The organism is Roseateles sp. P2_H4 (assembly GCF_056403315.1).
In genome coordinates this window covers 39,917-62,327 of record NZ_JBFUFR010000017.1, presented here as the reverse complement: position 1 = coordinate 62,327, position 22,411 = coordinate 39,917, and the positions used below count along the sequence as shown (strand labels likewise).

15 protein-coding genes and 1 pseudogene are annotated in these 22,411 nt (G+C 70.0%); 7 read left to right on the top strand and 9 right to left on the bottom strand.

The genetic code is table 11. The features are described from left to right. The first annotated feature begins 17 nt into the window (after nucleotides 1-17). From hemE to AC1DW3_RS14355, 3 genes are all read left to right on the top strand, one after another. Complete coding sequence (gene hemE, locus AC1DW3_RS14365; RefSeq protein WP_477932002.1) at nucleotides 18-1,097, top strand: uroporphyrinogen decarboxylase; 1,080 nt, start codon at nucleotides 18-20, stop codon at nucleotides 1,095-1,097. A 319-nt stretch (nucleotides 1,098-1,416) separates the two neighbouring features. Further along, nucleotides 1,417-3,483 carry a primosomal protein N' gene (locus AC1DW3_RS14360; RefSeq protein WP_477932001.1) on the top strand — a complete coding sequence of 689 codons (2,067 nt, stop codon included), beginning with the start codon at nucleotides 1,417-1,419 and terminating at the stop codon, nucleotides 3,481-3,483. A gap of 18 nt (nucleotides 3,484-3,501) precedes the next feature. Then, on the top strand, nucleotides 3,502-5,019 hold the full coding sequence (locus tag AC1DW3_RS14355; protein ID WP_477932000.1) for an alkaline phosphatase D family protein: 1,518 nt from the start codon (nucleotides 3,502-3,504) through the stop codon (nucleotides 5,017-5,019). Between the two features lie 4 nt (nucleotides 5,020-5,023). On the opposite strand, the gene AC1DW3_RS14350 is transcribed toward AC1DW3_RS14355, so the two are convergent. From AC1DW3_RS14350 to AC1DW3_RS14325, 6 genes are all read right to left on the bottom strand, one after another. Further along, complete coding sequence (locus AC1DW3_RS14350; RefSeq protein ID WP_477931999.1) at nucleotides 5,024-5,713, bottom strand: hypothetical protein; 690 nt, start codon at nucleotides 5,711-5,713, stop codon at nucleotides 5,024-5,026. A gap of 293 nt (nucleotides 5,714-6,006) precedes the next feature. Beyond that, a complete protein-coding gene (locus AC1DW3_RS14345) occupies nucleotides 6,007-6,375 on the bottom strand; it encodes a hypothetical protein (RefSeq protein WP_477931998.1) in 369 nt (122 codons plus the stop codon). Between the two features lie 267 nt (nucleotides 6,376-6,642). After that, entirely contained in the window at nucleotides 6,643-8,697 is a 2,055-nt protein-coding gene (locus tag AC1DW3_RS14340) for an ATP-dependent helicase (RefSeq protein WP_477931997.1), read from the bottom strand. A gap of 10 nt (nucleotides 8,698-8,707) precedes the next feature. Then, a complete protein-coding gene (locus AC1DW3_RS14335; RefSeq protein WP_477931996.1) occupies nucleotides 8,708-11,353 on the bottom strand; it encodes a hypothetical protein in 2,646 nt (881 codons plus the stop codon). A 162-nt stretch (nucleotides 11,354-11,515) separates the two neighbouring features. After that, nucleotides 11,516-12,103 carry a PEP-CTERM sorting domain-containing protein gene (locus tag AC1DW3_RS14330; RefSeq protein ID WP_477931995.1) on the bottom strand — a complete coding sequence of 196 codons (588 nt, stop codon included), beginning with the start codon at nucleotides 12,101-12,103 and terminating at the stop codon, nucleotides 11,516-11,518. Between the two features lie 79 nt (nucleotides 12,104-12,182). Continuing rightward, a complete protein-coding gene (locus AC1DW3_RS14325) occupies nucleotides 12,183-13,223 on the bottom strand; it encodes a serine/threonine-protein kinase (RefSeq protein ID WP_477931994.1) in 1,041 nt (346 codons plus the stop codon). Nucleotides 13,224-13,327: 104 nt separating this feature from the next. Between AC1DW3_RS14325 and AC1DW3_RS14320 the strand changes: the two genes are divergently transcribed. Continuing rightward, on the top strand, nucleotides 13,328-14,287 hold the full coding sequence (locus AC1DW3_RS14320) for an AEC family transporter (RefSeq protein WP_477931993.1): 960 nt from the start codon (nucleotides 13,328-13,330) through the stop codon (nucleotides 14,285-14,287). Between the two features lie 4 nt (nucleotides 14,288-14,291). Here AC1DW3_RS14320 and AC1DW3_RS14315 read toward each other — a convergent pair whose 3' ends face one another. Together AC1DW3_RS14315 and AC1DW3_RS14310 are read right to left on the bottom strand one after the other, a co-directional pair. Continuing rightward, complete coding sequence (locus AC1DW3_RS14315; RefSeq protein WP_477931992.1) at nucleotides 14,292-15,632, bottom strand: sensor histidine kinase; 1,341 nt, start codon at nucleotides 15,630-15,632, stop codon at nucleotides 14,292-14,294. Then, nucleotides 15,629-16,969 carry a sigma-54-dependent transcriptional regulator gene (locus AC1DW3_RS14310; protein WP_477931991.1) on the bottom strand — a complete coding sequence of 447 codons (1,341 nt, stop codon included), beginning with the start codon at nucleotides 16,967-16,969 and terminating at the stop codon, nucleotides 15,629-15,631. Before AC1DW3_RS14310 ends, AC1DW3_RS14315 begins: the two co-directional genes overlap by 4 nt. A 211-nt stretch (nucleotides 16,970-17,180) precedes the next feature. Here AC1DW3_RS14310 and AC1DW3_RS14305 point away from each other — a divergent pair, with 211 nt between their 5' ends. The 3 genes from AC1DW3_RS14305 to AC1DW3_RS14295 all read left to right on the top strand — a co-directional run bounded on the left by AC1DW3_RS14305 (nucleotide 17,181) and on the right by AC1DW3_RS14295 (nucleotide 21,442). After that, nucleotides 17,181-18,851, top strand: coding sequence for an OFA family MFS transporter (locus AC1DW3_RS14305; RefSeq protein ID WP_477931990.1), 1,671 nt, complete (start codon nucleotides 17,181-17,183; stop codon nucleotides 18,849-18,851). Nucleotides 18,852-18,924: 73 nt separating this feature from the next. Then, nucleotides 18,925-21,258 carry an FdhF/YdeP family oxidoreductase gene (locus AC1DW3_RS14300; RefSeq protein ID WP_477931989.1) on the top strand — a complete coding sequence of 778 codons (2,334 nt, stop codon included), beginning with the start codon at nucleotides 18,925-18,927 and terminating at the stop codon, nucleotides 21,256-21,258. After that, the gene (locus AC1DW3_RS14295) at nucleotides 21,227-21,442 is read left to right on the top strand and encodes a hypothetical protein (protein WP_477931988.1); all 216 of its coding nucleotides are present in this window, start codon (nucleotides 21,227-21,229) and stop codon (nucleotides 21,440-21,442) included. The genes AC1DW3_RS14300 and AC1DW3_RS14295 overlap by 32 nt, the downstream gene beginning before the upstream one ends. Here the strand turns inward: AC1DW3_RS14295 and AC1DW3_RS14290 are convergent. Next, nucleotides 21,439-22,353, bottom strand: a pseudogene (locus AC1DW3_RS14290) (AraC family transcriptional regulator). The gene AC1DW3_RS14295 and the pseudogene AC1DW3_RS14290 overlap by 4 nt on opposite strands. Between the last annotated feature and the right edge of the window lie 58 nt (nucleotides 22,354-22,411).

Sequence of the window (22,411 nt, the reverse complement as noted above, 5' to 3'; positions counted from 1 at the left end):
GGGATAATCCGGGGCATATGTTCGCCCCCCTGCAAAACGACACCTTCCTGCGCGCCTGCCTGCGCCAGCCCACCGAGCACACCCCCATCTGGCTGATGCGCCAGGCGGGCCGCTACCTGCCCGAGTACCGCGCCACGCGCGAGAAGGCCGGCAGCTTCATGGGCCTGGCCACCAACCGCGACTACGCCACCGAGGTGACGCTGCAGCCGCTGGAGCGCTTCCCGCTGGACGCGGCCATCCTGTTCAGCGACATCCTGACCGTGCCCGACGCGATGGGCCTGGGCCTGTCCTTCCAGCAGGGCGAGGGCCCGAAGTTCGCGAAGGTCGTGCGCGACGAAGCCGCCGTGGCGGCGCTCGAAGTGCCCGACATGGACAAGCTGCGCTATGTCTTCGACGCGGTCACGTCCATCCGTCATGCGCTGAACGGCCGCGTGCCGCTGATCGGTTTCTCCGGCAGCCCCTGGACGCTGGCCTGCTATATGGTCGAAGGCGGCGGCTCGGACGACTACCGCCAGGTCAAGAGCCTGATGTATTCGCGCCCCGACCTGATGCACCGCATCCTCGAAGTGAACGCGCAGTCCGTGGCGGCCTATCTGAACGCCCAGATCGAGGCCGGCGCCCAGGCCGTCATGCTGTTCGACTCCTGGGGCGGCGTGCTCGCCGACGGGGCCTTCCAGCAGTTCAGCCTGGCCTATTCGCGACAGGTGCTCAGCGCCGTGAAGACCGAGCACGACGGCGTGCGCATCCCGCGCCTGCTGTTCACCAAGGGCGGCGGCCTGTGGCTGGACGAGATCGCCGATACCGGCGCCGATGTCGTCGGCCTGGACTGGACGATGAACCTCGCCACCGCCCGCGCCCGCGTGGGCGACCGCGTCGCGCTGCAGGGCAATCTCGACCCCAATGTGCTGTTCGCGCCGCCCGAAGCCGTGCGCGCCCAGGCGCGTGCCGTGCTGGACAGTTTCGGCAAGCCCGCCGCCGGCCATGGCCATGTGTTCAACCTCGGCCACGGCATCAGCCAGTTCACGCCGCCCGAGAGTGTGGAGGCCTTGGTGGACGAGGTTCACCAGCATTCGCGCCGCCTGCGCGCAGCCGTCTGACAGGGCCGTCAAATCTGCACTTGCGCGGTGACTTATCCCCAAAATTTGGGGGGCGAGGGCGCCGGAACGCGGTTGGTGCGGCGCACCTAAGAGTTTTCCCGAATTCGTGCTAAGTGCTTGATTTTCAAGGTAGTGCCCAAAAAGCATCGGCGGGCTAATTTGGGGCATTGCAATGCTCATTGRCCTTCTATCGGTCCTCGGCGGCTGATTTGCTCACAAACTTATCCACAGAAATTGTGGGCAACCCAAGAGCCTTTACGAATCATGCACTTGCAGCCACTTGCTGAGCCACTGCTTCACAAGAAGCACGGAGCTGCGCATGGCTGAAACCGGGGGGGCCACAACGGTGCGCGTGGCGGTTGACGCGCCGCAGCACAGCGGCTTGAACGGCCCGCTTGATTACGCCAGTGAGCAGGCGCTCGCATCGGGGTCCCTGGTGCGGGTGCCGCTGGGCAAGCGCGAGTTGCTGGGCATCGTCTGGCCGGGCGACGAAACCCCGGCGCCGGGCGTTGCGCTGCGGCCCGTGGCGGCGGTTTTTGACGCATTGACGCCGCTGGGCGCCGACTGGTGCCGGCTGCTGGATTTCGCCGCCGGCTATTACCAGCGCAGCGTCGGCGAACTGGCCAGCGCCGTGCTGCCGCCGCAGTTGCGCGAGCTGTCGCCCGAGCAACTCGCCGCGCGGCTGCGCAAGCTGGACCGCAAGGCAGCCAAGCCGGTCGCCGTACCCGAGCCGGTCAGGCCCGAGCTGGCGCCGGAGCAGGCGACGGCGGTGGCGCGTATTGCGGCCCAGATCGATGGCGGTGAGCGCAAGCCGCTGCTGCTCTTCGGCGTCACCGGCAGCGGCAAGACCGAGGTCTATCTGCGCGCCGCCGAGGCCGCGCTGGCGGCAGGCCGCCAGGTGCTGGTGCTGGTGCCCGAGATCAACCTGACGCCGCAACTGGAGGCCCGCTTCACCGAGCGCTTCGCGGCGCTGCTGCCGCAACCGCTGGCCATCGTGTCGCTGCACAGCGCGCTGACGCCGGCCCAGCGCCTGCAGAACTGGCTGGCCGCCCACCTCGGCCGGGCCCGCCTGGTGCTGGGCACGCGGCTGGCCGTGTTCGCGTCAATGCCCGAACTGGGGCTGATCGTCGTCGACGAGGAACACGACCCTTCCTACAAGCAGCAGGACGGTGCGCGCTACTCGGCACGCGACCTGGCCATCTGGCGCGCGCATGACCTCAAGGTGCCCGTCGTGCTGGGTTCGGCCACGCCGTCGCTGGAGAGTTGGCAGCACGCCGAAAGCGGCCGCTATGAGCGCCTGACGCTGGCCGCACGCATCGGCGGCGGGGCGCTGCCCCGGGTGCGCCTGTTCGACATGAAGGCCTTGCCGCCCACCGCGGGTGTGACAACCGCGCTGACGGCGCCGCTGCTGGCGGAGCTGAAGGCGCGCCTGGAGCGCGGCGAGCAGAGCCTCGTGTTCCTGAACCGCCGCGGCTATGCGCCGGTGCTGCATTGCGGCGAATGCCAGTGGAAGAGCGACTGCCCGCATTGCAGCGCCTGGCGCGTCTTCCACAAGCGCGACCGCACGCTGCGCTGCCATCACTGCGGCTTCACCGAGCGCGTGCCGAGCGCCTGCCCCAACTGTGGCAACCACGATATCGCGCCCATCGGCCGCGGCACCGAGAAGCTGGAGGAGCAGCTCGGCGAGGCGCTGCCCGGTGCCCGCGTGCTGCGCATCGACGCCGACTCGACGCGCCGCAAGGGCGAGCTGGAGGCGCAGTTGCAGGCCGTGCATGACGGCGACGTCGACATCCTTGTCGGCACGCAGATGATCACCAAGGGCCACGACTTCCGGCGCATCCGCTTCGTGGCCGCGGTGAACCCGGATGGCGCCCTGTTCAGCAGCGACTTCCGCGCACCGGAGCGCCTGTTCGCGCTGTTGATGCAGGCCGGCGGCCGCGCGGGCCGCGATGCCTCGGGTGAGACGCCGGCCGAGATGTGGGTGCAGACCTGGCATCGCGAGCACGCCCTCTACCAGGCGCTGGCGCGCCACGACTATGTGCGCTTCGCGGGCGACCAGCTCGCCGAGCGCCGCTCTGCCAGCCTGCCGCCCTTCGCCCACCTGGCCCTGCTGCGTGCCGAGGCGCGCACGGTGGAGGCGGCCAAGGCCTTCCTGGCGGCGGCTGCGGAGCTGGCGCATGACGACGGCGTGCTGGTCTACCCGCCGGTGCCGCACGCGGTGGCGCGCGTGGCCGATGTGGAGCGGATGCAGATGCTGGTGGAGGCGACGCAGCGGGCGCGGTTGCAAGCCTTTCTGCGGGCGTGGGTGCCCGAGCTGATCGCGCTCAAACGGGAGCACAAGGCCGTGCTGCGTTGGGCGGTCGACGTGGATCCCCTAGCGATCTGACGCCTCCACAATGGCGCGATGGACACCCATCGCCGCCACCTGCTGCAACTGTCTCTGGCCGCCGGCCTCGCGCCCAGTCTTCTGCGCCATGCGCGCGCGGACGTGGCACCGCGTTTCGCGCTCGGCATCGCCTCGGGCCACCCGACCGCTGACGGCATGGTGCTGTGGACGCGGCTGACCGGTGCCGACCTGCCGGAGCGTGTCGAGGTGCGCTGGGAGGTGGCGGAGGACGAGGCCTTCCAGCGCCGCGTCGCCACGGGCACCGAGACGGCCGAAGCGGGTTGGGCGCACAGCGTGCATGCCGAACCGGCAGGGCTGAAACCCGGCCGCTGGTACTGGTACCGCTTCGAGGCGCTGGGCCAGCGCAGCCCGGCGGGCCGCACGCGCACCGCGCCGGCGGCGGACGCGCTGGAGCCGCTGCGCTTCGCGATCGCGAGCTGCCAGCGCTGGGACCATGGCTTCTTCGCCGCCTGGCGCCACATGCTGGCCGAGGAGCTGGACCTGGTCATGTTCCTGGGCGACTACATCTACGAGTACGGCGCCGCACCGGGCCGTGTGCGCGACGTCGAGGGCGGCGCGGCGGTGACGCTGGACCAGTACCGCGGCCGCTACGCACAGTACAAGTCCGACCCCGCGCTGCAGGCCATGCATGCCGCCGTGCCCTGGCTGTTCGTCTGGGACGACCACGAGGTCGAGAACGACTACGCCGGGCTGCGCGGCGAGAAGATCGCGCAGGACTTCCCCGCCCGCCGCAGCGCCGCCTACCAGGCCTACTGGGAGCACCAGCCCCTGCCCAAGGCCTGGCGCCCGCGTGGCGTGGACATGCGCATGCATGGCCGCCACGCCTGGGGGCGGCTGGCCGTCATCCACGCGCTGGACGATCGCCAGTACCGCGACCCGCAGCTGTGCACCCGCGCGGGCCGCTACGGCAGCAACACGCTGCCGCTGTCCGAATGCCCCGGGCTGCTGGACCCCAAGCGCACGCTGCTCGGCGCGGCCCAGGAGCGCTGGTTGGCCGAGGGTTGGGACACGACAGCCGGCCGCTGGAACCTGGTGGCGCAGCAGACCTTGATGGCGCGGATGAACTGGAATGCAGCCGAGCCCACAGCCCCCATCTATTGGACCGACGGCTGGGACGGCTACGCGCCCGCGCGCGACCGCCTGCTGGGCGTCGTGCGCGAGCGCAAGGTGCCCAATGTCGTCGTGCTGGGCGGCGATGTGCACAGCCACGTCGTGGCCGATCTGAAGGCCGACTTCGACGACCCGGCCTCAGCCACCGTCGCCAGCGAGTTCTGTGGCAGTTCCATCACCAGCTGGGGCGGCAAGCAGCCACTGGACGATGTGCTGAAGCTGAACCCGCATCTGCACTACGGCCGCAATGACCAGCGCGGCTATATGGCCTTCACGCTGGATGCGCGCGACGGCCTGCGCGCTTCCGTGCGGGCACTGGACGACGCGCTCAAACCCGACAGCGGCATCAGCACCRCTGCGCGCTTTGTCGTGGCGCCGGGCCGTGCCGGTGTCTTGAAAGCCTAGCCGATCAGCGCGCCGGCACGGGTGCGGCCAGCGCCGCCGCCAGCGCCTGGGCGCGGCGCGCTTCGGCCTTGCGGCGCAGCGTGCGCGGCAGCAGCAGGCAGCCCGCCAGCGCGGCGAAGGTCAGTGCCAGGCTGCCGGGCTCGGGGAYGCGGTTCAGGCTGACGTTGTCGAGGTTGCCACCCAGGCCGTCGCTGCTGCCGACGGAGGCGAAGCTCAGCAGGTTGCGGCCGGCCTGGGCCGTCAGGCTGAACTTGACCTCGGTCCAGGCATTGCCGCTGCTGCCCAGGCCGCTCAGCGTGGCGCCCAGCTGCACGCCATTCCAGAACGCCTGCATGCCGTTGGTCGAGGCCGCCTGGAACTCGCGCGGTGCGTACCAGAAGCTCAACTCGTACCTGGCGCCGGCCGACAGGTTGTCCAGGTATTGACCCATCAGCGTGTTGCCGTTGGTGTCGAGCTCGACGTAGTTGCTGCCGTCCTTGGCGGTGCCGGCGACGTTGTTGCGGACCTCGAAGCCGGTGCCGGGGCCGGCCAGCCAGGTCCAGCCCGTCATGGACGCGACATTGACCCAGCTGCCGTTGGCCACGGCGGTGCTCTCGAAGCTGCCGTTGACGATCAGGTTGCCGGCCGGCACAGGAGCGGCCAGGGCAGAAGCGCTGAGGGCGATCAGGGCAAGCAGGGAGGCGACGCGTTTCATGGGTGGGGCAGGGCGGTGTGATGACTGGCCGCGATTCTTTGGCCTGCCCTGCCCGGCGCCCGGTGCAGAGTTCACACCCGCGCCAACACCCCCCTCAGACCGGTGTGCGGCCCGTGAAGCAAATCACTGAAATGGAGCCCCTCGCCCAGTCTTGCCGCGCTGAACGCCGGCAAGCCCAGTCGGTCCCCCGAGGGGACGGCGATGCTTGCCGGATTGACCGGCAAGCACATCGCCTCACGCGGGCCGGCTAGGGAGCGGCCCGGCGCTCGGCCCGCAAGACTGAAAACGCGTCCTCAGGCGCGAGGCGCGTGGGCGAGGGTGCTGGCCAGCGCGGCGGCGCGGCGCTGCTGTTCCTGGCGGCGCAGGGCGCGGGTGACGGGGCGGGCGAGGGCCAGTGCCAGGGCGCCGAGGGCGATCAGCAGGGAGCCGGTATCGATCTGGGCGGGCAGGATTTCAAATTCGGCTTCGACCCGGCGGGTCGCTGGCGTCCAGTGGCTGTTGCCATTCAGTGACGTCAGGCTGGCCGAGCCCAGGCGACCGGCATCGGCAATCATGGTGGCCGTCGTCGTGTCGACGATGGGCTGGCGGGCTTCACGCGCGGCTCCGGCCGGAACCGAGGCGGTCAGGGCAGCGAGGGCGGCAGCAAGGACCAGGGCTTTCATGTGCAGGCTCACCGGAAAGAAGGACTGGATCGCATTGTTCGCAGCCTAGCGTGGCGAAGTTGTGAAGACTTCACGCGCTTGAGGGGTACCCCCGCGAATGAGCGCTCCATCCTTGAAATTCATGAAGCCCCTCGTCCAAGCCGTGCTTGGCCGGTCCCCCGAGGGGACGGCGACGCTTGCGGCATCGAGCCACAAGCACATCGCCAGCGCGGGCCGGCTCGGGAACGGCCCAGCGCTCGGCCCGCATTCCGGCACTACGGCCACGATTTACTGGGATGACGCCCGGGCGGCCGCCTTGGCGGCCAGTTCCTCGCGCATACGCTTGAGCTTTTCCCGGGGATCTTCGCGGGTGCTGCCCTCGTGCAGCTTCATTTCGGCCAGGAAGCGGCTGGGAATGCCCACAACGGTGTCGCGGCCTTTTTTGCGCCGGCGCAACGTCGACACCGCCAGCGTCGTGCGTGCGCGGGTGATGCCGACGTACATCAGCCGCCTTTCCTCCTGCAGGGCCTCGGCCGTCAGCTCGGCCTCCTCGCGCTTGAAGGGCAGCAGGCCCTCGTTGACTCCGGCCAGCACGACATGGGGCCATTCCAGGCCCTTGGAGGCGTGCAGCGTCGTCAGCGTGACCTGGTCCTGCTCGTCGCCGCGCTCGGCCAGCGACAGGATGACGCTGATGGTCTGCGCCACGTCCAGCACGCTCTGCTTGGGCTCGGTGAAGCTGACGCCGCCTTCCTCGCTCTGCTGGCCGCCGCAGCGCTTGGCGACCCAGTCGACGAAGTCCAGCACATTGCCCCAGCGCGCCTGGGCGACCTTCTCGTTCTCCTCGTTGTCGAGCAGATGGGCTTCGTAGGCGATGTCCTTCAGCCATTCCGTCAACATCGCGTGGGCGGCGGTGTGGCCTTCGGTGTGCCTGGCCTTGTATTGCAGCTCGTTCACGCTGCGGCCGAACTCGTGCAGCTGCGCGAGCGCACGGGCCGTGACGGCCGTGGCCAGGCTCTCGGAGAACAGGGCCTCGAACATGCTGCACTTCCACTGCGCCGAGAACGTGCCGAGCGCGCCCAGCGTGGTGTGGCCGATGCCACGCTTGGGCGTCGTCACGGCGCGCAGGAAGGCCGGGTCGTCGTCCTGGTTCACCAGCAGGCGCAGCCAGGCGCACAGGTCCTTGATCTCGGCCTTGTCGAAGAAGCTCTGGCCGCCGGAGACGCGGTACGGGATCTGGGCGCGGCGCAGCGCCTGCTCGAAGACGCGGGCCTGGTGGTTGGCGCGGTAGAGGATGGCCACATCGTTGTACTGCGGCGCCTTGCCCTCGCTGCGCAGGGCCTGGATGCGTGCGACCGCGCGTTCGGCCTCGTGCTCCTCGCCGTCGGCCTCCAGCAGCACAACCGGTTCGCCGTCGCCGAACTCGCTCCACAGCTTTTTCTCGAAGATCTTGGGGTTGCCGGCGATGACGTTGTTGGCGGCGCGCAGGATGGAACCCGTCGACCGGTAGTTCTGCTCCAGCGGAATGACCTTGAGCGTCGGGTAGTCGGTCGGCAGGCGCTTCAGGTTCTCGATGGTGGCGCCGCGCCAGCCGTAGATGGACTGGTCGTCGTCGCCCACGGCCGTGAACATGCCGCGCTCGCCCACCAGTGCTTTCAGCAACTCGTACTGCACGGCATTGGTGTCCTGGTATTCGTCCACCAGCACATAGCGCAGCTTGTTCTGCCACTTCTCGCGCGCTTCCGCGTCCCTCGTCAGCAGCTTCAGCGGCAGCGTGATGAGGTCGTCGAAGTCCACCGCCTGGTAGGCCGCCAGGCGCTCCTGGTAGCGCACCATGACGGCAGCGGCCGAGCGCTCGTCCTCGTCCTTGGCGACCTGGGCGGCCTCGGCGGGGCCCAGGCCCTGGTTCTTCCACAGCGAGATGGTCCACTGCCAGCGCCGCGCCTGGTTGATGTCGGTCGTGCTGCCGGCATCCTTCAGCACGTTCAGCACATCGTCGCTGTCGAGGATGGAGAACTGCTCCTTCAGCCCGACCCGCGAGCCTTCCTCGCGCAGCAGGCGCACGCCCAGGCTGTGGAAGGTCGAGATGGCCAGGTCCTTGGCGGCCTTGTTGCCGACGAGGGCCTTGGCGCGCTCGCGCATTTCCTGCGCGGCCTTGTTCGTGAAGGTGATGGCCGCGATCTGGCTGGGCCGGTAGCCGGACACCAGCAGCTGGGCGATCTTGGTCGTGATGACCCGCGTCTTGCCCGAGCCCGCGCCGGCGATGACGAGGCAGGGGCCGCTCAGGTGGTAGACGGCTTCGAGCTGGGCCGGATTGAGTCCGGCGGACGGAGGGGCGCTGGACATGGGGCGCGCATCATGCCACTCGCGCGACGCCTTCCCCTGGCAGGGCCCGCAGGCCCAGGCCGAGCAACAGCAGCATGAAGAAGACGAAGCCGACGCGCGGCACGTCCAGCAGGCTGTCGAAGGCACCGACGGTGCCGAAGCCGATCAGCGCGGCGACGATGGCCGGCGCCAGCGGGTGGTCACGGCCACGGCCGAAGGACAGCCGCGTCAGCGCCAGCAGGTAGGCGCCGCCCAGCAGCGCCAGGCCCACCAGGCCCTGCTCGAACAGCACATGCAGGGCGGCGTTCTTGATGTGCCAGGGCAGGTGGTTGCGGTCGCTGGAGAAGAACCAGCGCGCCATCTCGCGGTTGAAGTCGCCGTTGACCAGCAGCTGGCGGCCCTGGGCGTCCTGCATCGCGATGCGGGCGATGTCGACGCGCGCGCTCCGCGTGTCCAGCGACATGGAGAAGGTCACGAAGCGTGGCGCCCACCAGTCGCCGCCCATGGCCGGCACCGGGCCGAGCTTGAACTGGCTGGTCTGCCAGGCGCCCATGCCAGCGGCATCGGCCGGCGGCGCGGCGGCCTCGGTGGCGCCCTCGACCGGCGCCTCGGTGCGCAAGGGCTTCAACGTCGGCTCGATGCCGTAGCAGTTGTCCGGGTAGATCAGGTTCTTCTCGCAGATCTGCAGCAACAGATGGGCGTCGGCCGCCGTGCGGTGCACCAGGGTGATGGCGACGGGCCCAGGGGCGGGGGCACCGATCCGCTGGCTGACGCGGAACTGCTCGCCGCGACCCAGCACATGCTTGCCGGCCGCCAGCGCGAGATAGGACTCGGTCGGGTCGTGGCGCAGCCGGTAGTCGCCGATCTGGCTGCTGATCGGGCCGTCGTAGAAATTGCTCGGCACGAAGCGCCCGGCGCCCTTGCCCAGCAGCCACTGGCGGCCACCGTGCAGCAGGTGCAGGCCCTCGCGCCAATGCGTCAGGCGGGTGCTGCCGTCTTCCTTCCAGGTGGCCACGCGGTCGCGCAGATAGGCGCCGCCACCCAGGGCTGCGACGATGGCCATGACCAGCAGCAGTCCGGCCACCAGCAGGGCGCGCTTGCGCCAGCCGGCCTTGCCCGTGCTGCCGGCACCCTGCAAGGGCCACAGCCGCGGCTCCAGCAGCATGGCGGCCCACAGGCCGGCCAGGGCCAGGCCGGCGGCCGAGGCCGTCCAGCGGCCCGAGGTGCCGCCCCAGTAGTCGGCCACGATGACCATGGTGGCCAGCAGCCAGAACCAGCAGGTCGACACCAGCAGTACATAGATGGGGCGCGCCTGGCCAGGCGCGTCGCGCCAGCGCAGCGCGGCGCAGCACAGCAGCGCGACGACGTTGAGCAGATAGGCCGCCTTCGGGATCGCCAGCGACAGCGCCCAGCTCGCCCCGCCCAGCAGCAGGGCCAGCAGCCCGCCCATGACCACCGCCGTCAGCCGCTGGCCGAAGGCCGGCAGCCACAGGCTGGCCGGCATGGTCAGCAGGATGATCATGACGAAGAACAGGGCCAGCAGGCCGCGGTAGCCGCCGCCGCCGAAGACCAGGGCGGCCGCCAGCGCGAAGGCGCCGGCCATGGCCAGTGCGCCCACCTTGGCCAGGCGTGGCAGCGGCGCATCCACGGCGCCGAGCGTGCTGTCGATGCTGCTGCTCTCGGGCCCGGAGGCCACGGCACGGCGGCGCTGGCCGTCGGCCAGCATGACCATGGGGATGAGGGCCAGCGGCAGCGCGAGATAGACGCCGCGCGAGAAGGTCGTCAGGCAGGCATAGGCGGCCAGCAGCGCGACGACCAGGCCGATGGCGAAGCGCCAGGGCGAGCGCGTGCGCAGCAGGGCCAGCAGCGCGAAAGGCAGGGTCAGCACCAGGAAGCCGTCCAGGGCCGCGCCGCCGACATGCATCTCCCAGAACAGTGCCGTCGTGCGGTAGTCGGTGGAGAAGTCCAGCAGGCCGGTATAGGCCAGGCGTTCCCACAGCGCCGCCGCGCTGGCGCCGGCCAGGGCCAGCACCAGGCCGAGCAGCAGGCCGCGGGAGAAGCCCCGTGGACGCGCGGTCGCTGCGGCCGTCCACAGCGGCAGCAGGGCCAGGGCCAGGAAGATGGCCTTGGCATTGCGCACCGAATTCATGGCCTCGTGGTAGCCATGGAACCAGCCGAAGGTGAAACCGCCGGCGTCGGCGAACCCGCGCCGGATGCTCCAGGCCGCCGACAGCGCCAGCGCCATCAGCAGCACGACGACGACCGGCGAATAGACCAGGCCGTGGCGCCAGGCCGGGGCGCGGTCGCGGGCGTTCAGTTGCAGCGCATAGGCCAGATAGCCGCCGCAGCCGCAGGCGCTGACGAGGAGGTCCATCTCCTCGAAGCTGATCCAGCCGGTCCACGGCGCCAGGCCCACCAGGGGCAGGGGTGCGAGCAGCAGGACGGGAGTCTTGACCCAGAACAGCGCCGCCAGCAGCACGACGGCACCCCAGGCCGCCAGCGCGAGCTGCCCCGACAGCGGGTGATGCCAGGCCAGTTCGGCGCCGATGAGGCCCATGCCGACGCCGGCCACGAGGGCCAGCCACTGCGCCTTGGTGGCGGGCAGCTTGAGCTGCAGTTCGCCGAAGCCCATCAGGCCCGATGTGACGTTGGCGGGCGCGGCCCCGACGGCGGCCATCAGCGCACCTGCCGGCTCAGGCCGGCGGGGAGAGTGACAAGACGGGTCGCGTACAACGGCGCAAGCAGCGGGCGGGCCATGGAACCTCCGGGGAAGCGCGCATTGTTGCCGAGCACCGTGGGCCCCGCATCCCGGGCAACCCCGGCCGCTGGCGGCGTGGACTCAGCGCCGGCGTCGCAGCAGCGCGAGCAGGCCCAGGCCGCCCAGCAGCAGGGCCGCCTCGCCGGGCTCGGGCACGGCCGTGACCTGGATGTTGTCGATGCCGACGATCTCGGTCACGCCGGCATGGAACTCGCCCTTGATCGTCAGGCTGGTCACGCTGGACAGCACGGCCGACGCCGGCAGCACGAAGGTGTAGTGATGCCATTGGCCGTCGGCCGGCGGGGTGCCGGCTGCCGCCATGTCGAACACCAGGCTGCCGCCCGTGCCGGTGATGGTGACTTCGCCGAAGGGGCTCCAGTCCGGCGCGTCGCCGTTGACATTCCTGGCATCGAAGGACAGCGTGCCGCCGGCATAGGCCGACCAGTTGCCCAGCCAGGCGACGGGGGCGTTCAGCAGGAAGTCGTCGTTGCTGACGTCGGTGACCTGCAGCCAGCCGCCGCCATTGCCGCCAGTGGGCATCCAGACCTGGTCGCCGCCGTTGCTGGTGGTCCAGCCTTCGGCATCGGTGTTGAAGCCGGCCGCCAGCACGGCCGAGGTGGCCAGGGTCAGCGTGGCGGCGACGAAGGGCGCAAAGAGACGACGGGCCATGGCAGGCGCTCCAGGATCGGGTGGGGCGCGCATTGTTGGCCGAGGGGCGGCCTGGGCGACATCCCTAGACAGCCTTCCCTCAGCCGGGCGGCTGACTGTGGGTGCTTGCCGAGGCGGCCGGGCGTTCCGAGACATGGGCCGCCATGGCCAGCAGGCCCACGCCGGCCGCGGCGCCCAGCCACAGCCAGCGCTTCCACCAGGCCACGGGCTTGGGGCTGGCGGTCTCCACCGGCTCGGTGGCGCTGCCGGCATTGCGTGAAGGGCTCAGGCCCAGCCATTCACGCAGTTCATCGGCCATGCTCTCGGCGCCGCGCATGCGCAGTTCGGGCGAGTCGGCCATGGCCGAGCGCAGCACCGCATCCAGCTTGAGCTGCTGGGCTTCTTTCATCGTGGGCCATTGGTCGGCCGCGCTGCCGCGCAGCGGCGCCAGGCCCTTGGGGGTGTCTTCCCAGCCGCAGATGAAGACGCGGGCCAACGCGCCCAGGCCGAACACCTCGCTGGCCAGGCTGGGCGGTTCGCCGTTGCGGCGCTCGGGGGCGACGAAGGCGGGCGAGGCACCCAGGCTCAGGCCGCGGTCGAAGGGATCGGTCGGGTCGGGAATCTTGGCCAGGCCTAGGCCCATCAGGCGCACACCGCCTTCGGGGCCGAGCCAGATCATGGCGGGGTCGATCTCGGCCAGCAGCCAGCCTTGCTGGTGGGCGGAGCGCAGCGCCTCGCAGAGCTGCACCAGCAGCTCGACGCGCGCGCGCAGGCCGAGTTCGTGCAGGCGCGGCAGCACCGGCACGCCATGCTCGCCCTCGACGATCAGATAGGGGTGGGCGTCGGGCGTCACGCCGCTGTCGCTGGGCACGGCGATATGGGTGTGCTGCAGCTTGGCGAGGTCGCCGGCCTGGTCGGCATAACGCAGCATGACGCCGGCGCCCTGGTCGCTGCGATCCAGCACGAGGACGGCGGACTTCTGCTCCTTGGCCATCGCRTGATGGGCGCTGTACCACTGGCCTGCATGGGCCTGCTCGCCGTCGGGCAGCGGCTTTTCCAGCCTCCACACGCCCAGGGCCTGCCCTTCGTCCAGGGGCGCGGCGGCGGCTGGGGGTGGCAGGGAGAGATTGGGCATGCGCATGGCGCGGCATATTAGGGGTGACCCCAGGGGGCTCGCCATCCCCCGTTGTTACAAACGGCGACCGTCCGAGCATTCGCTCACGGGCTTGATACTCGCGCGCCAAGATGCTCGCCGTCCTCGCCACGACCTTCCCATTCTTCGCTCTCGTGCTGTGCGGCTGGCTGGCCGCCGAGCGCGGCCTGCTGCCGGACAGCGCGATTCCCGGCCTCAACGGCTTCGTGCTGTTCTTCGCGCTGCCCTGCCTGCTGTTCCGCTTCGGGCGCGACACGCCGCTGCTGGAGTTGCTGAACCCCGCCCTGCTTGGCGTCTATCTGAGCTCGGCCCTGCTGATCGTCTTCTTCACGGTGGCGACGACGCTGTCCGAGCGCGTCGGCATGAAGGACGCGGCCTTCGGCGCCCTCGTGGCCGCCTTCCCCAACACCGGCTTCATGGGCGTGCCCCTCATCGTCGCGCTGCTGGGCAGTACCGCCGGCGGGGCTGTCGTCAGCACCATCCTGGCCGACCTCTTCGTGACGAGCTCGCTGTGCATCGCGCTGGCCCAGGCAGGCGCCAGCGGTCATGCCGGCCGGGTGGCTTTCGTGCAGGCGCTGAAGGCGGCGGCGTCCAACCCCTTGCCCTGGTCCATCGCGCTGGGCGCGGCGCTGGGCGCCAGCGGCCTGGTGCTGCCGGGGCCGCTGGCCAAGGTGATCTCGATGCTGGGCGATGCGGCCTCGCCGGTGGCCCTGTTCACGATCGGCGCCGTGCTGAGCCGCTCGGGCCGGGCCAACCGCAAGGCGGGCCGGGTGACGCCACCGGCGCTGTATCTGCCGGTGGCGGCCATCAAGCTGCTGCTGCACCCGGCCCTGGTGTTCGCGCTGGGTGCCGCGGCGCGCTGGCTGGGCGCGCCGCTGGCCTGGCCCCAGCTTGTCGCGCTGACGCTGGCGGCGGCCCTGCCCAGCGCCAGCAATGTGTCACTGCTGGCCGAGCGTTATGGCGCCGACAACGGCCGTGTGGCGCGCATCATCCTGGCGTCGACGGCGCTGGCCTTCGTCACCTTCAGCGTGCTGGCCGCCGTCCTCATGTAGGGCGCTAACAGGCCCTCACCTGCGGCAGGCTGATGGCCACGCGCAAACCGCCGTCGTCGCGGTTGTTCAGCGCGATGCGGCCGTCATGCGCCTCGGCGATCTCGCGCGCCAGTGCCAGGCCCAGGCCGGTGCCGCCCTGGGAGCCCGGCTCCGAGCGCTTGGTGGAATAGAAGGGCAGCAGGGCCTGGGCCAGCACCGCCTCGCTCATGCCGGGGCCGCGGTCCAGCACCTCGATGCGCAACTCGCTGCCGACCAGGCCCAGGCGCAGCGAGATTTCATCCGGATCACTGCCCGACTCGTGCGCGTTCTTGATCAGGTTCAGCAGGGCCTGCTCGATCTGTGCCGCGTCGAACCAGCCGGGCTGGCCCGGCACCTCGCCATCGAGATTGAATTCGCCCAGCGTCGCCAGCCGGTTCAGGAAGGCGGCCCAATCGACCTCCTCGCGGCGCGGTGCGGGCAGCTTGGCGAAACTGGCATAGCCCGACAGGAAGCGGTGCAGATGGGTCGCGCGCTCGCCGATGCTGGCCAGCACCTGCGGCAGGCGCTCGGTGTCGCCGCGCCGCGCCAGCTCGGCGCCGCTGTGCGCCAGCGACGAGATCGGCGCCAGCGAGTTGTTCAGCTCGTGGCTCAGCACGCGGATGACGCGCTTCCACGTCGCCACCTCGGCGCGCGACAGCTCCCGCGTCATGCGCCTGAGCAGCCGCAGCCGGTGCGGCTGGCCCTGCAGCCTGAASGCGCGGGTGCTGTGGTGGAAGGTCTCCTCCGAGCCGTCGGGCAGCGTCACCGCGAACAGCCGGTCGCCATCGCCGGAGAGGGCCTCGCGCAGCGTTTCCGGCAGCGCGGCGATGACGGTGGGGAAGTCCAGGCCGGTCAGGCTGCGACCGTCGCCCAGCAGTTGGCGCGCGGCCAGGTTGGCGATGGCGATGCGCTCGCTCGGGGCGGTCAGCACCAGCGCAACGGGCGTGTTCTGCACGACGGTGTCCAGCAGCAGCTCGCGCTGGGCCAGATGCTGGCGCTGCTCGCGCAGGGCCAGGCCCAGTTCGGCATGCAGGCGCGTCAGCATGGCCAGCTCGGGCGGGCCGTCGGGCGCCAGGTTGAGGCTGAAGTCGCCGTCGCGGTAGCTCAGCACCGCGCCTTCGAGGGCACGCATCAGCCGCAGCAGCGGCGCCAGCCAGAAGGCCGCCAGCCAGGCGACCAGCGGCAGCATCACCAGCACCGCGACGGCCAGCGCAATGCCGGCGTCCAGCCCCGCGCGCCGCACGCCGAGGATGACCAGCGGCGGCACGACCGCCGCGGCGCCCAGGGCCAGCAGCGCGCGGGCGCGCAGCGAGAGATGGGGTATCAAGGCGCGATCCCGTAACGCTCCAAGCGCCGGTACAGGGCCTGGCGCGACAGGCCGAGCTGGCTGGCCGCGCGGCTGACGATGCCGCCGGCCGCATTCAGTGCCGCGACGACGGCCTCGCGGCTGGGTTCATCCAGGTTCCGGTAGGCGCCCGCGCCACCGTTGGCCTCTTCCAGGCCGAGCAGGGCCGGCGTGATCTCGCCGCCCTGGCAGAGCAGGGCCGCGCGTTCGACCGCGTTCTTCAGCTCGCGCACATTGCCCGGCCAGCGGTGCGCCAGCAGGGCCTCGCGCGCGGCCTCGCTCAGGCGCGCCCGGCCGGCCAGGAAATGCTCGGCCAGCGGCAGCACGTCGTCGCGGCGCTCGGCCAGGGCCGGCAGCTTCAGCTCGATGAGGTTGAGGCGATAAAACAGATCTTCGCGAAACTGACCTGACTTCACCATCGAGCGCAGGTCGGCATTCGTCGCGCTCAGCACGCGCACCTTCACCTGGCGCGTCTTGCTCGAGCCCAGGCGCTCGAACTGGCCCGTCTCCAGCACGCGCAGCAGCTTCACCTGGCCGGCCAGCGGCAGATTGCCGATCTCGTCGAGGAAGAGGGTGCCGCCGTCGGCCGCCTCGAAGCGGCCGACGCGGGCCTTGGCCGCGCCGGTGTAGGCGCCGCTGTCGCTGCCGAAGAGCTCGGCCTCGATGAGGTCGGCGGGCAGGGCGCCGCAGTTCAGCGCGATGAAGGGAGCGTCGCGCGCGCTCGAATTGGCATGCACGAAGGCCGCGATGCGCTCCTTGCCGGCGCCGTTGGGGCCGGTGATCAGCACGGGTACCGGTGCCGCGGCGATCTGCCCGGCCAGCTCCAGCAGGTTCAGCATGCCGTCCGAGCCGAACACCAGGCCGGCCAGGTCATGGCGCCGGGCCAGTGCGGCACGCCGCTCGCGGCGCGCCTCGCGCAATTGCGCGATCTCGCGGTTGGCTTCGTCGAGCTCGAGCAGGTTCTCGACGGTGGCGATCAGCTTGGCGTCGTCCCAGGGCTTGGCCAGGTAGTCGGCCGCGCCGGCCTTGACGAGGGCCACGGCGGCATCCAGCCGCGTCCAGGCCGTCAGCAGGATGACGGGCAGGTCGGGGCGGCGCGCACGGATGGCGCGAAAGAGCTGCTCGCCCTCTTCGCCCGAGGTCGTGTCGGCCGTGAAGTTCATGTCCTGGATGACGAGACCGAAGGCGCGCTTGTCCAGCAGGGCCAGGCCTTCCTCGGGGCTGGTGGCGACGCTGGCTTCGATGTCGTGCAGGGACAGCAGCAGTTCCAGCGCCTGGCCCACGCCAGGGTGGTCGTCAATGATCAGTGCGCGTCGCATGGCGCGGGAGGATAGGGCGGTTTTGCCCGCGGCCGCGCGGTCCGCTTTAACGTCCGGTTACCTCTGACCATCGGCTCTAGGTATTTACCTGGGCGGCTTTACATGGCAGTGCAACACGCCCCACCGTATTCTGCGCACCTTGCGCGCGAAGACGCGTAATTCTTACCGCCGCGGGGCGCGCGGCCCAACAAACGTCGAAGGGAATTTCTCCATGTCCTCTGTGGGAATTGACGCCGTGCCCGGTCCGGGCCGGAATGCCGGTCTGCTCGACAAGGAGCGCACCATTGCTGGTGCGGGCTTCAACCGCTGGCTGGTGCCGCCGGCGGCCCTGGCCATCCATCTGTGCATCGGCATGGCCTATGGCTTCTCGGTGTTCTGGCTGCCGCTGTCCAAGGCGCTGGGCATCAAGGAAGCCATCAAGTGCGGCCCCGAAGTCGGCTTCTTCCAGGAGCTCTTCGTCAGCAACTGCGACTGGAAGGTTTCCACGCTGGGCTGGATGTACACCCTCTTCTTCGTCTTCCTGGGTTGCGCTGCGGCCATCTGGGGCGGCTGGCTGGAACGCTCCGGTCCGCGCAAGGCCGGCGTCGTGTCGGCCGTGTGCTGGTGCGGCGGCATGCTGATCTCGGCCCTGGGCATCCACCTGCACCAGTTCTGGCTGATGATCCTCGGCAGCGGCGTCATCGGCGGCATCGGCCTGGGCCTGGGCTATATCAGCCCGGTGTCGACGCTGATCAAGTGGTTCCCGGACAAGCGCGGCATGGCCACCGGCATGGCCATCATGGGCTTTGGCGGCGGCGCCATGATCGGCTCGCCGCTGGCGGCCGAACTGATGAAGACCTTCGCCACCGCGACGGACGTCGGCGTGACGCAGACCTTCATCGTCATGGCACTTGTCTACTTCGTCTTCATGATCGGTGGCGCCTTCGGCTATCGCGTGCCGCCCACGGGCTGGAAGCCGGCCGGCTGGACGCCCCCCGCTGCGCAGGCCAGCAACGCCATGATCACGCAGCGCCATGTGCATGTGAAGAAGGTCTGGGGCATCCCGCAGTTCTGGCTGGTCTGGATCGTGCTGTGCATGAACGTGTCGGCCGGCATCGGCGTCATCGGCATGGCCAGCCCCATGCTGCAGGAAGTCTTTGGCGGCTCGCTGATCGGCCTGACGGCCAAGTTCGGTGAACTGGACAAGGCCCAGCTCGCCAAGATCGCCGCCGTGGCCGCCGGCTTCACGGCCCTGCTGAGCCTGTTCAACATCGGCGGTCGCTTCTTCTGGGCCAGCCTGTCCGACAAGCTCGGCCGCAAGGTCACCTACGTGGTCTTCTTCCTGCTCGGCGGCCTGATGTACGCCAGCATCCCGAGCAGCGCCGCGGCGGGTTCCAAGCTGGCCTTCGTCGGCGCGGTCTGCGTCATCCTGAGCATGTACGGCGGCGGCTTCGCGACCGTGCCGGCCTACCTGGCCGACCTGTTCGGCACGCAGATGGTGGGCGCCATCCACGGCCGCCTGCTGACCGCCTGGGCCACGGCCGGCATCCTCGGCCCGGTCGTCGTGAACTACATGCGCGACTACCAGCTGGAACTGGGCCTGCCGCGCGAGCAGGTCTACAACCAGACCATGTACATCCTCGTCGGCATGCTGGTCGTCGGCCTGATCGCCAACCTGATGATCCGCCCGGTGGCCGACAAATACTTCATGACCGACGCTGAACTGGCCGAGGAAAAGCGTCTGGCGCACGAGCGCGCTGCGGCATCCGAAGTGGGGACCGGCAGCGGCGCAGCTGCGGCCACGTCCAGCGCCACCGTGGTCCTGGCCTGGGCGGCCGTCGGCATCCCGCTGGCCTGGGGTGTCTACAAGACCCTGATCAACGTGGGCAAGTTCTTCAACTGATCCAGTCCTGCTAGGCTGACAAGCCCCGCTGCCTGCTCAAGGCGCGGGGCCTTTTTCTTGGTGGTTGTGTGACATGAGTGAACAAAAGATCGAGCTTTACGACGGCCCAGCCGGTGGCTGGGGCGCATTGAAGAGCGTGGCCAAGCATCTCAACGAGCAGGGTGTCGCCGTCAAGGGCGCCAAGACGCTGCTGCATGCCAACCAGACCGACGGTTTCGACTGCCCCGGCTGCGCCTGGCCCGACCGCGACCACCGCTCGACCTTCGAGTTCTGCGAGAACGGCGCCAAGGCCGTGGCCGCCGAAGCGACGGCGCGCCGCGCGACGCCCGAAGTCATCGGCGCGAAGACGCTGGCTGAATGGGCTGCGGCGTCCGATTACGACCTGGAAGCCACCGGTCGCCTGACCGAGCCCATGCTCTATGACGCCCAGACCGACCGTTATCAGCGCACCAGCTGGGACGCCGCCTTCGCGCTGATCGCCAAGGAGCTGCAGGCCCTGCCCAACCCCAACGAAGCCATCTTCTACACGTCGGGCCGCACCAGCAACGAGGCGGCCTTCCTGTACCAGCTGTTCGTGCGCGAGTTCGGCACCAACAACTTCCCCGACTGCTCCAATATGTGCCACGAGCCCAGCGGCTCGGGCATGCGGCCCACCATCGGCGTCGGCAAGGGCACGGTCACGCTGCACGACTTCGAGCAGGCCGACGCCATCTTCGTGTTCGGCCAGAACCCCGGCACCAACCACCCGCGCATGCTGGGCGAGCTGCGCGCCGCCCGCAAGCGCGGTGCGCGCATCGTCAGCTTCAACCCGCTGCGCGAGCGCGGCCTGGAGCGCTTTGCCGACCCGCAGAACGCCATCGAGATGGCGACGCTGGGCGACTCGCCCATCAGCAGCCACTACTTCCAGCTGACGGTCGGCGGCGACTTCGCGCTGCTCAAGGGCATGTGCAAGCGGGTCGTCGAGCTGGACGACGCGGCCCAGGCCGCCGGCCAGCCGCGCGTGCTCGACGTGGCCTTCATCGCCGAGCACACCCAGGGCTTCGAGGCCTTCATCGCCGAGCTGCGCGAGCAGCCCTGGGAGCCGCTCGTCCAGGCCTCGGGCCTGACGCGCGAGCAGATCGTGCAGGCCGCCGACATCTACGCCGGCAGCGAGCGTGTCATCGCCTGCTGGGGCATGGGCATCACCCAGCACCGGCATTCGGTGAAGACCATCCAGATGATCGTCAACCTGCTGCTGCTGCGCGGCAACCTGGGCCGCGAGGGCGCGGGCGCCTGCCCGGTCCGTGGCCACAGCAATGTGCAGGGCGACCGCACCATGGGCATCTACGAGAAGCCCGCGCCGGCCTTCCTCGACAAGCTCGGCGCCGTCTTCGGCTTCGAGCCACCGCGCGAGCATGGCTATGACACCGTGGGTGCCATCCAGGCCATGCTGGACGGCAAGGGCAAGGTCTTCATCGCGATGGGCGGCAACTTCGCCGCCGCCACGCCCGACACCGCCGCCACCTGGCGCGCGCTGCGCCAGTGCGAGCTGACCGTGCATGTGACGACCAAGTTCAACCGCAGCCATGTCGTGCACGGCCGCCAGGCCCTGGTGCTGCCGGTGCTGGGCCGCACCGAGATCGACGTGCAGGCCACCGGGCCGCAAGGCATCACGGTGGAAGACTCCATGAGCATGGTGCATCTGTCGGCCGGCATGAATGCGCCGGCCTCCGAGCACCTGATCTCCGAGCCCATGCTGATCGCGCGCATGGCCGCCGCCACGCTGACCCGGAGCCGCACACCGTGGCTGGCCCTGGCCAGCAACTACGCCGCCATCCGCGACAAGATCGAGGCCGTGCTGCCCGACTTCGCCGGCTTCAACGAGAAGATCAAGGCGCCCGGGGGCTTCCGCCTGCGCAACACGGCCAGCGAGCGCGTCTGGGCCACGGCGAGCGGCAAGGCCGAGTTCAGCACACATGCGATGCCGACCGACCTGGCCACGCAGCGCATCGCCGAGCGCCAGCGTGATGTGCGCGTGTTCACGCTGACGACGCTGCGCTCCCACGACCAGTACAACACCACCATCTACGGCCACGACGACCGCTACCGCGGCGTCTACGGCCACCGGCGCGTCGTCTTCATCAACGCCGCGGACCTGAAGGATCTCGGCATGAAGGCGGGCGACTGGGTGGACATCACCAGCCTCTACGTCGATGAAGCCGGCAGCGACGTGCAGCAGCGCCACGCCGAGCGCTTCCTGCTCGTCGAGTACGACATCCCGCGCGGCTGCCTGGCCAGCTACTACCCCGAGACCAACCCGCTGGTGCCGCTGCAGAGCTTTTCGCTGGTCGCGCGCACGCCAACGTCCAAGTCCATTCCGGTCGTGCTGGCGCCGCATGCGGGAACAGCTGCTGCAAACGCTGCATGAACTCGCACCCGGCGGCGAGCCGGTGGCGCTGACGAGGCTGGCCAAGCGGCTGGACGAGCGCGTCAGCGTGCTGCTGCGCGAGCTGACGGCGCTCAGCGATGCGAGCATCGGCGGCGTGCCTGGGCCGGGCCTGGTAAAGCTGGCTTGCGATGACGCCGGCCGCTGGACCGTGCGGCGGGTCTAGGTGCCTGACGCCGCCTCGGCCTGCTCCCGCGCGTACTGCGTCGGCGGCCGGCCGACATGCCGGGTGAAGGCCACGCTGAACGTGCTTGCGGAGCTGTAGCCGACGCGTTCGGCGACGTCGGCAATGCTGCCTTCGTGGCGGCGAAGCAGGTTCTTGGCGAGAGCCATTCGCCATGCCAGCAGGTATTCCATCGGTGCCACACCGACCGCACGGTTGAAGCGCTCGAAGAAGGTCGAGCGTGACAGCGCGGCCTCCCTGGCCAGCTCCACCACCGTCCATGCCCGCGTCGGCTGCTCGTGCATCGCGCGGATGGCGGCGGCCAGGCGCACGTCGGCGAGCCCGCGCACCAGGCCCGGCGACGCGGCGGTGCCGCCCGTCGACCGCAAGGCCTCGATCAGCAGCACCTCCAGGAGCCGCGCCAGCACCATCTCGCGCGCGGGCCGCTGCTCGCGCGACTCCTCGCCCACCCACTACACCAGCGTCGCCAGGCGCGGCTCGCTGCGCACATGCACGAGTTGCGGCAGCAGCGAGACCAGCAGGGCCGCGTCCGGCGAGCCGAAGCTGCAATGGCCGGCCAGGATGCGCAGGTCCACCGGCCCGTCTGGTGCGCCTATCCTGAACAGGCCCGGTGCCAGCGCGATCGGCATGCTGTTGGCCGTGCCGGCCGGTGCGTCGAGGCTGGACATCGCGACACCGAAGGCGGCGGGCACCAGCACGAAGTCGCCGGCTTGCAGCACCAGCGGCTCCTGCCCGTCCAGGGCCATGCGGCAGCAGCCCTCGAGAACCGCGCAATAGAACGGCTGCCCGGCGTCCGAGCGGCTCACCCGCCAGGAACCCGATCCAACGACGTTCTTGAAAAACCGGGCCGACGGCTGCAGCAGCGCAACGACCTCGGCGAGCGGATCGACCACGGCCGGACTCTCGCAAATGAGATATGGACTTTTGAGTGTAGTGAGTACGGTTTTGCCG

Coding starts and splice junctions, on each gene's coding strand:
- hemE (WP_477932002.1), top strand. CDS start 18: ATGTTCGCCCCCCTGCAAAACGACACCTTCCTGCGCGCCTGCCTGCGC.
- AC1DW3_RS14360 (WP_477932001.1), top strand. CDS start 1,417: ATGGCTGAAACCGGGGGGGCCACAACGGTGCGCGTGGCGGTTGACGCG.
- AC1DW3_RS14345 (WP_477931998.1), bottom strand. CDS start 6,375: ATGAAAGCCCTGGTCCTTGCTGCCGCCCTCGCTGCCCTGACCGCCTCG.
- AC1DW3_RS14340 (WP_477931997.1), bottom strand. CDS start 8,697: ATGTCCAGCGCCCCTCCGTCCGCCGGACTCAATCCGGCCCAGCTCGAA.
- AC1DW3_RS14335 (WP_477931996.1), bottom strand. CDS start 11,353: ATGGCCGCCGTCGGGGCCGCGCCCGCCAACGTCACATCGGGCCTGATG.
- AC1DW3_RS14330 (WP_477931995.1), bottom strand. CDS start 12,103: ATGGCCCGTCGTCTCTTTGCGCCCTTCGTCGCCGCCACGCTGACCCTG.
- AC1DW3_RS14320 (WP_477931993.1), top strand. CDS start 13,328: ATGCTCGCCGTCCTCGCCACGACCTTCCCATTCTTCGCTCTCGTGCTG.
- AC1DW3_RS14310 (WP_477931991.1), bottom strand. CDS start 16,969: ATGCGACGCGCACTGATCATTGACGACCACCCTGGCGTGGGCCAGGCG.
- AC1DW3_RS14305 (WP_477931990.1), top strand. CDS start 17,181: ATGTCCTCTGTGGGAATTGACGCCGTGCCCGGTCCGGGCCGGAATGCC.
- AC1DW3_RS14300 (WP_477931989.1), top strand. CDS start 18,925: ATGAGTGAACAAAAGATCGAGCTTTACGACGGCCCAGCCGGTGGCTGG.
- AC1DW3_RS14295 (WP_477931988.1), top strand. CDS start 21,227: ATGCGGGAACAGCTGCTGCAAACGCTGCATGAACTCGCACCCGGCGGC.